We start from the raw sequence: 10,245 nt of genomic DNA, 5'->3' as shown, positions 1-10,245 counted from the left end.
AAAATATTATTTATAATATCAAAATTAAAAAATATTTTAAAACTAAAATAAATTACAAGATGAATATTGTAAAACAATGTGCTATAATTTAATCATATAGTCACAAATACTATTAAAAATGATAAACTTTATAATTATCGGGGGATTTATAAAGGTTTATATACATAATTTTAAAGGGATAAAATTTAGCCATATACAGGCGATATGAAATTTTTATATATTTATAAAGGGAGAATAGAGAAATATGTACAAGTATAAAGAATTATTATTTGGATGTCCTATTCCTTTTACTATAATTAGATATGAAAATAGTAATTATAGAATAAAAGAAAGTAATATTAATTTTGAAGAAGATATTTATACAAAGATTAGAGATATAGAGAATAATGATACTATACAAAGTCTAGTAAAAGCTACTATTAAAGATACATCTAAAACTATAAATATAAAAAATATAGATGTTGAATATGAATTAGAATCACAGAAACTATCAGAAAATGAAGTTATAATATGGTTTAAAATTAAAGAAGAAATAATTAAGGAACAGGCATGTGACATATCACATATGAATTTTTTGTCAAATTTAATTCATGAATTTAAGACACCTCTTAATCTTATATTTAGTTCTATGCAACTTTTAAATAAGAAAATAGACAACGACAATATTTCCAAAGGAGATATAAGTAAATATCTAAATATAATAAATCAAAACTCATACAGAATGCTAAAACTAGTAAATAATATAGTAGATGATAGTAAAATAGATATAGGTCATGATGAGTATAATCCTATTAATCATGATATAGTTTCATTTATAGAAAATATATGTGAGTCAATAGATTCTTTTATTAAATTGAATAACATGACTTTAATATTCGATACAGATATAGAAGAGTTAGTAGTAGCTTTTGATATGGAAAAAATAGAAAGAATTATTCTGAATCTAATATCAAATGCAATTAAATTTAGAAAAGAAGATGAAGGTAATATTTTACTAAAAATATCAAGCGATAATGACTTTGTAAATATAGTAGTAAGAGATAATGGAATAGGTATATCGAAAGAAAATATAAATAAAATATTTGGAAAATATGTAAGGCTAAACGATGAAAGAAGTATGATAAAAGAAGGTACCGGGATAGGACTTTCTTTAGTAGAATCACTAGTGAGGTTACATGATGGGAGCGTTAGTGTTGATAGCTCATTTGGAAGTTGGACAGAATTCACAGTTAAAATACCAAATATTAAATCGAATAAAAAACTAGAATATCCTATAAATTCAAATGAATTAGACAGAGTAGAAAAAATTAAAATAGAATTTTCTGATATATATAGATAAATTAAGAGTACCCCTTTGTAATAATGTGGTTTAAAAATACATATATTTTTATATACTGTATTTTAAGGGAGATGTTAGATTGAGAAGAAGATATGAGCAAATATCGAAAGCATCAAAGGGATTAGCTGAAGAAGCTTTTAAATCATACACAGGAAAAAAAGACTATAAAAGAGCTATAGAAATTTATAGTATATTAGCAACATATAAGTGTGTTCCTGAGGATATATCGGATTTCTCAAAAAACATGCTTGGTAGGTTGAGCAAAAAAATAGAAGAAAGTAAGTAATGATAAAAGCCTCGTATATTTTTAATATACGGGGTTTTTACGTATAAAACTTGAAAAACGTTTTTCTTTATGTTAGAATTTATTTTAAAATAAAACTAAAATTTCATTAATGTAAGCATTATTGCATTAATGAAATTTTAGGATGAGGTAAGAAACATAGGAAAGGGGGAAGTACCAAGAAATATAACTTGGTATTAAAACTTATGAATGAAGAAACTAAAATTTCATTAGAAAGAGCGTCTCAGCTTAAGTCAAGGATAGAGGATTATATTAGTATAAAATCGAGTATACCTAAAGGTATAGAAAAGCAAAAAGAAATAGAAAGTAGAAAGAAAAAATATTAGAAGTACTAGGAGGCAGTGAGTCAGACTGGGATAATTACAAGTGGCAATTATCTAATAGAATAACAGATGCAGATACATTAGGTAAGCTGCTTAAGCTAACAGAAAAAGAAAAAATCATATAAAAGAAGTCCAAAGTCAGTTCAGATGGGCGATATCTCCATATTATTTAAGCTTAATAGACCCAGAAGATATATGTGATCCAATAAAGCTAATGTCGATACCAATGCATATAGAGCTAGATGATGCTCAAGATGATTTAGACCCTATGGGAGAAGAATTCACAAATCCAGCAGGTAGTATAACTAGAAGATATCCAGATAGATTAATAATAAATGTAACAAATGAATGTGCAATGTATTGTAGACATTGTCAAAGAAGAAGAAATATTGGACAAGAAGATTGTCATAGAAGCAAAAAGGTAATACAAGAATCAATTGATTATATAAGAGAGAATGAAGAGATAAGAGATGTGTTAATAACAGGAGGAGATCCGCTAACACTTAAAGATGATATGTTAGAGTGGATTATAAGTGAAATTAGAAGTATACCTCATGTTGATTATATAAGACTTGGTACTAGAACATTAGTTACTATGCCTCAAAGAATTACAGATGAGTTTTGTGATATGATAAAAAAATACCATCCAATATATATAAATACTCATTTTAATCACCCAATAGAGATAACAAAGGAAACTAAGGAAGCTTGTGAAAAACTATCTAACTCAGGAGTTCCTTTAGGGAATCAAGCAGTTCTCTTAAATGGTATAAATAATGATAAATACGTAATGCGATGTCTAAATCAAGAGCTATTAAAAATAAGAGTTAAACCATATTATATATTCCATAGTAAACATGTAAAAGGGACAAAACACTTTAATACATCAGTAGATGATGGTCTTGAGATAATGGAATATTTAAGAGGGTATACATCAGGAATGGCTATACCAACATATATAGTAAATGCTCCAAAAGGAAAAGGTAAAACTCCATTATTACCTCAATATTTAATATCAAAGGGTACTGATTATATGATGATAAGAACTTGGGAGGGCGAAGTTGTAAAAATTGGAGATGAACCTTCTGTAGATATTAAATCTATAATAAAAATGCTATTGAATAAAATAAAAAGAGTGGATAATATCCACTCTTTTTTATTTTACTAATTCAAGGTATCCACTTGGATGGAAGAAGTAGATATCAGAAGTATTTTTATCAACAAAATATCCAATATCAGTATCTACATCAGGTAAGAATACATAACCTTGAAGATTTTTAGATTTTAAAGCATCAAATTGACTAGCATAACCTTGGAAGATGTAATCAACTTTATTATTATAATTTAAAAGAAGTTGTTTAGCTTCTTCTTGAGTTAATATATGATTTTTTACTATAGATGCATTTTGGTTATTTTCTGCAAATATTAGTTGAGTTACAGGTTTAAATAAAAATAAAGATCCACATAAGATAAATGAAATTATAATTGCTTTTTTCAAATTAAACACCATCTTTCATAATTATATTAAATTTATACCATTTAAGGTACAACTTCTATATATAAATATTACCATAATAGGAAGTAAATATAACAGTTACATACTTGTAATTTATAGTTACAATATCGTAATTAATTTATGTAAAAAATAAACAGAAGTATAATTAATAACCTATAATTTAGTAGAATAAAAAATAACCTTACTTATATAAGTAAGGTTATTTTCTAACTATTAATATCTATGTCAATATCAATATTAATATCACTATCGTTATTTAGACTTTTATGCTTATATTCAATAAACTCAACTAAGTATATTTTTATTACACCGATTATAGGTACAGATAAAATCATACCAGGTATACCGAAAAATCCACCACCTACAGTAACTGCAAGAATAGTTAAAAATGGACTAAGACCTAGTTGTCCACCAACTATTTTAGGTTCTATTACAGCTACTTCAATCTGTTGAACTAATACTAAGTAAGCTAAAGAGAATAAAGCTACAGATGGATTATAAAATAAATTTATTATAACCACAGGAGCCATACCAAGTACAGGACCAAAATAAGGTATTAAATTAAAGAAGAACATTAATGTACCAAATAATAAGGCATATTTAGATTTTAAGAAATAAAGCCCAACCATAGATAAAAGTCCTACAATAAATGAATCAAGTATTTTACCTGTAAAATACTTTCCTATATTTGAATTTAGAGTTCGTCCAACATCTAATAAGAAGTCTCCATATTTTTTACCAAGTGATACGTAAAGAACTTTTTTAGAAAAAGATAAAAAGCTTTCTTTTTCTAATAGAATATAGAAACAAATTATAAATGCTAGTATAAATTGAACTATAAACTTTGTTACAGAAAAAGTTGTATTAAATATTTGTCCTATGTACCCAATTAACAGATTACTAATTTCAGGCATAGCTGCCATAATTTTATCTCCATAGTCTTTTAACGTACTAGGATCAACATTTTTTAAGCTATTGCCAAGTTCTATAACGAAATCTTGGGTTTTTGAAGCGTATAAAGGAAATTGGCTTACAATATCTGCCAAACTACTTATTATAGTCGGAGCAGTAAATAATACAAAAGATACTAATAAAATAAAAATCAAACCATATGTAATACATAGAGATAAGATTCTTTTTAATTTTAGTTTATCTTCTAAAAAGCTTATAATTGGATTAAATATATAAGCTAATATAAATGCTATTACAAATGGCGTAAGTAGCGATAGAAGTAAGTTAATTACACTGAAAAAATATTGATAACTATCGATAAGTTTAATCAAAATATATGATATAACCACTGTAATTATAATATTTAAATGAAGCTTTGAACTTTTCAAAATAACACATCCTTATCAATTTATATAGATTTAATTAAAATTAGATAAAAATTTTATATCAAAAAATTAAATCAATATCAGTATTATACAATAAAAACAGGCTTAATACATATATATATTAGTAGAAAAATTAAATTATATCGGAGGTGATTATTATAGAACTTGAAGTTGTAGTAAAATATAATGGAAATATTTTAAGTCTTGAGCAAGAATTAGGCGTAGATGTAGAAATACTAAGTCCAATATATGCGATTATAACGGCTAAAAATGCAGAACAAATCAATAATTTACTTTCATATCCACAAATAGAATATATAGAAAAACCATTTATACTACAGGAACAAGATACTCAAAGCTTTTCGAGTACAGGAATTACAAATTTTAAAAATAGAAGTGGATTAACTGGAAAAGGAACAATATTAGGTATTATAGATTCAGGAATAGACTATACACTTCCTGTATTTAAAGACAGCAATGGCAAATCTAAAATACTTTACTACTGGGACCAATCTATAACTGGAAATCCTCCAGAAGGATTTAAAGGAGGAACGTTATACACAAATGAAGATATAAATAATGCAATAAATAATCAGGGTAATATTCCAATTTCTCCAACAAGTGCTCACGGAACTCATGTAGCTGGTATATGTGCAGAAATTGCAAATGAGGCAAATATAATAGCTGTAAGAGTTGGGAATAGATTGACCGATACTTTTTCTAGAAGTACAGAATTTATGAGAGCAATAAAGTTTATTCTTGATAGAGCACTAGAACTTAAAATGCCAGTAGCAATAAATGTAAGCTATGGAAGTAATGAAGGATCACATAGAGGATTATCTTTATTTGAACAATACATTGATGATATGTGCTTATTTTGGAAAAATAATATAGTTGTAGCAGCAGGAAACAATAGGGATAAAGGTGGACATAAAAATATTCAATTAACAAACAAAGCTCAAGAAGTAGAATTTATAGTAGGCGAAAATGAGAAAATACTAAACATAAATATATGGCCAAATTTCTCAGATGACTTTAATGTTCAACTAGTAAATCCATCAAATCAACGAACTCAAATGGTATCACTCACATCATCAGAAGTAAGAAATATAATAGGATCTACAAGGATAAAAGGGTATTTCTTTCCAATAGCACCATACTCACTTACAAGGAGAGTAACATTTCAACTAACATCAGATAGCGCAATAACTCCAGGTATATGGAAAATAGTCTTTGAGCCTATAAAAATAGTAAGTGGAGATATAAATATATATTTACCTACATCAGAGGGATTAAGTCCAAATACTAGATTTTTAACACCGACAACAGAACTAACAGTGACAGTTCCAGGAACGGCATCTAGAGTAATAACAGTTGGAAGTTACAACTCTAGGACAGATATAGTATCAATATTTTCAGGAGAAGGAGATATTGATTCGTGTGTATATAAACCAGATATATTAGCACCAGGAGAAGATATAGTATCGTATCTTCCAGGAGGAAATACAGGAGCACTTAGTGGAACTAGTATGGCAACGCCCCATGTTACGGGAGTATGTGCATTATTTTTACAGTGGGGAGTTGTAAATAGAAATGACTTATTTTTATATTCAGCAAGATTAAAGGCACTTCTTTTAACATCAGCAAGAAGAACTGGCGACTTAGTATATCCAAACAATTCAAGAGGATATGGATTTTTAAATTTATCAACTCTTGAATTAAGTCAGTTAGCAGATATAAATAAAATACAGGACTATGAGTATAGAAAAAGAAGAACTAGAAAAGTAAAAAAAAAATAAAATCACCGAAATTTAGAATGATGAGGCAAAAAGGAAGTATAGAAGCGGTTAACGTTTTACATGGTCCAAACTTTGAAGCAGAGATAAATGAGATAGCCCCAGGAACTGAATTTCGTAAACTAAACAATGATTTTGGTATTCTTTTCATAAATGAAGATAACTATAATTTGGTTACACAAATGCTATCTGTACCATCAGCAATAAAATATGAGCCGACTACAAGATTATCTTTATTAGGGAATATAACACAAGGAACTGCCAATGGAGTTAATGCAAATGAAGAGATAGGTGTAAACTTCTTTAAAAACAACCCAAATCTATCTTTAACAGGAAGAGGAGTTTTAATCGCGGTAATAGGAAGTGGCATAGACTACTTACACCCAGATTTTATTTATGAAGATGGAACATCAAAAATACTTTACTTATGGGACCAAACAAAAGAGGGGAATCCTCCAAAGGGATACCTTATAGGTACAGAATATACTAGGGAACAAATAAATGAAGCTATAGCTAAGAAGGATAGTACTTTATCGGTTGATGAAGAGGGTTATGGAACTATGATATCAGGAATATGTGCTGGCCTTGGAAAAGTAAATAGTGAGTATGCAGGAGTTGCAGAAGATTCAGATTTAATAGTAGTCAAAATGGATAAAATAAATGGATACTATAATAATGCTATGGCTTTTCTTGCAAATCAGTATGTTACTCAAAAAGCATTGGAAAATAATCTACCAATAGTGATTGATACAATGTATGGAACCAATAGTTCTGTTGGATTATCTGTTAGAAGCATTACTCAACAAGCTTTTTATTCTAGAGGAATCTGTTTAGTAACAGCAGCAGGAAATGAAGGGAATACTCAAACTCATACAAGTGGAAGAATTTTATACAAGGGAGATGTTAAGGAAGTTGAGTTTGAATTAACAAATAATGAAGAAAATCTTGAAATTCAAGTGTGGATAAATAAACCGGATATAGTGAAAGTAGCTATAGTAACTCCAACAGGAGAGATAAGTAAGGAGATAGATGTAGCAAATTATACTCGAATAGCAGGTACGTTTGATTTAGAATCAACGGGATATTCAATAACATATATTTATCCAACGACTTATTCAGGCCAGCAACACACAATAATAGGTTTAACTAGTGCAAAAAGGGGGGTTTGGAAAATTAGACTTACAGGAGACTATATAACAAATGGAATATATAATGTATATTTGCCAAACAGAGTATTTATAGATCCTGGAACTAAGTTTAGAAACCCAGACCCAAATGAGACAATAACATACCCGGCAACATATGACGATATTATAACAGTTGGAGCTTATAATACAATAAATAGTAGTTTATGGCAAAGTTCGTCAAGAGGACCAGCTATATCAGGATTACAAAAACCAGACATAGTTGCTCCAGGTGTAAATATAATAGCACCGTATCCAGGAGGAAAATATGCAATGATTACAGGTACAGCTCCAGCATCAGCATATGCATCAGGATGTGCTGCCTTATTTTTACAATATGTTTTAGTTGAGAGGAGATATCCAGAAAAAGCATTTGTTCAAAAGATAAGAACCTATTTTAGAGCTGGTGCAGTAAGAGATAGCAATATCTCATATCCTAACAATAGTTATGGATATGGTGTTCTTAATATAAGAAATATTTTTGATCAATTAAGATAAGGAGGGAATATGGAAACGTCATATACCATAATTTATCAAGGGGATATAGTTAAGGCCTTAACACAAAATAATATTAACAAATATATGATTTTAAATGAACAACTTGCTGTTATATATGTACCTGCAAATTTTAATGAAACAACTCTAAATAAAATACCAGAGGTTGCATGGTGGCAAAGAGAATCGGCATTAAGTTCTTTAATTCAAATAGATGAATCATTATTAAGGGGAGAAACAGTAACAACTGCCGCGGGAACAGACTATATATATAATCATCCATATCTAAATGTATCTGGATCAGGTATACTAGTTGCTATCATAGACTCTGGAATAGATTATTTACATCCAGATTTTATAAGAAATGATGGTACTAGTAAAATAGTATCTATTTGGGATCAAGAAAGTAATAAAAAATCTCCTCCAGAGGGAATGATATTTGGAAGTGAATTTAGTAGAGAAGAAATAAATAAGGCAATAGCAGATAAAGACCCAAGTTTAAGTGTGGATAATATTGGAACAGGAACAATGGCATCTGGAATAGTAGCTGGAAACGGAAGATTAAACTCACTTTATAAAGGAGTAGCAATTAATAGTGAATTAGTAGTTGTTAAACTAAGACACTATGAAGGAACTTATAAAGAGGGGAGAATAAACTACCTAAACACAGACTTTTTAGCAGCTATAAAGTACGTAATAAATGTATCAAAGAAAGTTGAGAAATTATTAATAATAAATTTAACTGTAGCTGATAGGTCAAAGTCTGTTATAATAACTAATTTATTAGATACATTTCCTGAGTTAAGTAGTTCAGGGATAGTTGTAGTTAGCGGTGCAGGAAATGAAGGTAATACAGATATCCACTATGAAGGTACATTTAGAAATGATAAAACAGCTCAAGATATAATTATACAGGTTGGAGAACAAAAAGCATTAGATATAACAGTTGCTGCAAATGGACCAGGAAAAATTGCTTCGATTTTAATATCACCATCAGGAGAAATGAGCGATCCAGTAGTATATTCTCCTGATATTCAAGTGTATAGAGGAACATTCAACTTAGAAAATTCAACTTTTGAAATGTTTCTTACTTATCCATGGATTTTTTCAGGAAATGAAGAGCTAATGATAAGAATAGGTAATATAAAGCCTGGGATATGGACCTTAAGGTTATACCCTGAGTTTATGATAACAGGAGATTATGACGTATATCTACCTAATAAAAATTTAATGAGCCAGGATACAAGATTTATAGACCCGAGTTCTTACACAACAATAACATTGTATGGAACAACAGAAGGTGTAATAACTGTTGGTACATATAATAATAAAACAAATAGTATGTGGATAGGTTCATCAAAAGGTCCAGTAAAAGAAAGATATACAAAGCCTGACATAGTAGCCCCAGGAGTTGATATAATATCAACATTTATAAATCAAAACTATGCTAAAGCTACAGGAACAGGTGTAAGTAGCTCCGTTGTATCTGGAGCATTAGCCTTAATTATGGAATATATCGGTCAACAAAGTCCTTTTGCAAGAAGAAGCTTATTTACACAAGTACTAAAAACATATTTAATGCTTGGGGCAACAAAAAAAGAGATATTTATTTATCCAAATAGCTCTCAAGGATATGGAATTTTAAACATACAAAGTACAACACAAGCCATTGCAAAGAATATTTAAAATTAATATGAATTGTAAAATAAATAATGGTTAAAACTAAGATAAAAGAAAAAGAGGTGATTTTTTTGAATAATGATAAAACTAAAGCACTAAGTGGAGCAAATAATGAAAGGTTAAAAAAACATAGACCAACTAATAGTGAGTCAACTGCGGCTTGGGCAGATATAGATAAACTAAAGCCTCATAGTAAAGTGACTATTCCATCTTTAGACAATGTTGAAGAAGCTAAAGACTGGGTAGATAATGGAAGTAGATTATAATATAT

Annotated in this window: 10 protein-coding genes; 8 read left to right on the top strand and 2 right to left on the bottom strand. The window is 28.9% G+C overall.

Annotated features, from left to right (window positions below):
• Window positions 1-244: 244 nt before the first annotated feature.
• The 4 genes from BN899_RS10650 to BN899_RS10640 all read left to right on the top strand — a co-directional run bounded on the left by BN899_RS10650 (window position 245) and on the right by BN899_RS10640 (window position 3,134).
• A complete protein-coding gene (locus BN899_RS10650) occupies window positions 245-1,339 on the top strand; it encodes a sensor histidine kinase (RefSeq protein ID WP_052356811.1) in 1,095 nt (364 codons plus the stop codon).
• 79 nt (window positions 1,340-1,418) lie between these two features.
• Entirely contained in the window at window positions 1,419-1,625 is a 207-nt protein-coding gene (locus BN899_RS10645; protein ID WP_042275212.1) for a hypothetical protein, read from the top strand.
• 203 nt (window positions 1,626-1,828) lie between these two features.
• Window positions 1,829-1,969 (top strand): hypothetical protein, encoded by a 141-nt coding sequence (locus BN899_RS20545; RefSeq protein ID WP_330362527.1) that lies wholly within the window; start codon window positions 1,829-1,831, stop codon window positions 1,967-1,969.
• 118 nt (window positions 1,970-2,087) lie between these two features.
• Window positions 2,088-3,134 carry a KamA family radical SAM protein gene (locus tag BN899_RS10640; protein ID WP_330362528.1) on the top strand — a complete coding sequence of 349 codons (1,047 nt, stop codon included), beginning with the start codon at window positions 2,088-2,090 and terminating at the stop codon, window positions 3,132-3,134.
• Here BN899_RS10640 and BN899_RS10635 read toward each other — a convergent pair.
• Entirely contained in the window at window positions 3,123-3,464 is a 342-nt protein-coding gene (locus tag BN899_RS10635; RefSeq protein ID WP_042275209.1) for a hypothetical protein, read from the bottom strand. The genes BN899_RS10640 and BN899_RS10635 overlap by 12 nt on opposite strands.
• Window positions 3,465-3,688: 224 nt before the next feature.
• The gene (locus BN899_RS10630; RefSeq protein ID WP_052356810.1) at window positions 3,689-4,822 is read right to left on the bottom strand and encodes an AI-2E family transporter; all 1,134 of its coding nucleotides are present in this window, start codon (window positions 4,820-4,822) and stop codon (window positions 3,689-3,691) included.
• A 146-nt stretch (window positions 4,823-4,968) separates the two neighbouring features.
• On the opposite strand from BN899_RS10630, the gene BN899_RS19215 reads away from it, so the two are divergent.
• The 4 genes from BN899_RS19215 to BN899_RS10615 all read left to right on the top strand — a co-directional run bounded on the left by BN899_RS19215 (window position 4,969) and on the right by BN899_RS10615 (window position 10,240).
• Complete coding sequence (locus BN899_RS19215; protein ID WP_161628745.1) at window positions 4,969-6,618, top strand: S8 family serine peptidase; 1,650 nt, start codon at window positions 4,969-4,971, stop codon at window positions 6,616-6,618.
• 17 nt (window positions 6,619-6,635) lie between these two features.
• Entirely contained in the window at window positions 6,636-8,297 is a 1,662-nt protein-coding gene (locus BN899_RS19050) for a S8 family peptidase (protein WP_147568537.1), read from the top strand.
• 9 nt (window positions 8,298-8,306) lie between these two features.
• Entirely contained in the window at window positions 8,307-9,980 is a 1,674-nt protein-coding gene (cspC, locus tag BN899_RS10620) for a bile acid germinant receptor pseudoprotease CspC (RefSeq protein ID WP_042275205.1), read from the top strand.
• Window positions 9,981-10,045: 65 nt separating this feature from the next.
• Entirely contained in the window at window positions 10,046-10,240 is a 195-nt protein-coding gene (locus BN899_RS10615) for a CDIF630_02480 family spore surface protein (protein WP_052356809.1), read from the top strand.
• Window positions 10,241-10,245: the final 5 nt, after the last annotated feature.

The sequence above is a fragment of the Faecalimicrobium dakarense genome (assembly GCF_000499525.1).
GTDB lineage: Bacteria > Bacillota > Clostridia > Peptostreptococcales > Peptostreptococcaceae > Faecalimicrobium > Faecalimicrobium dakarense.
Note: the sequence above shows the minus strand (reverse complement) of the source record. Positions and strands in the feature narration are given on the sequence as shown.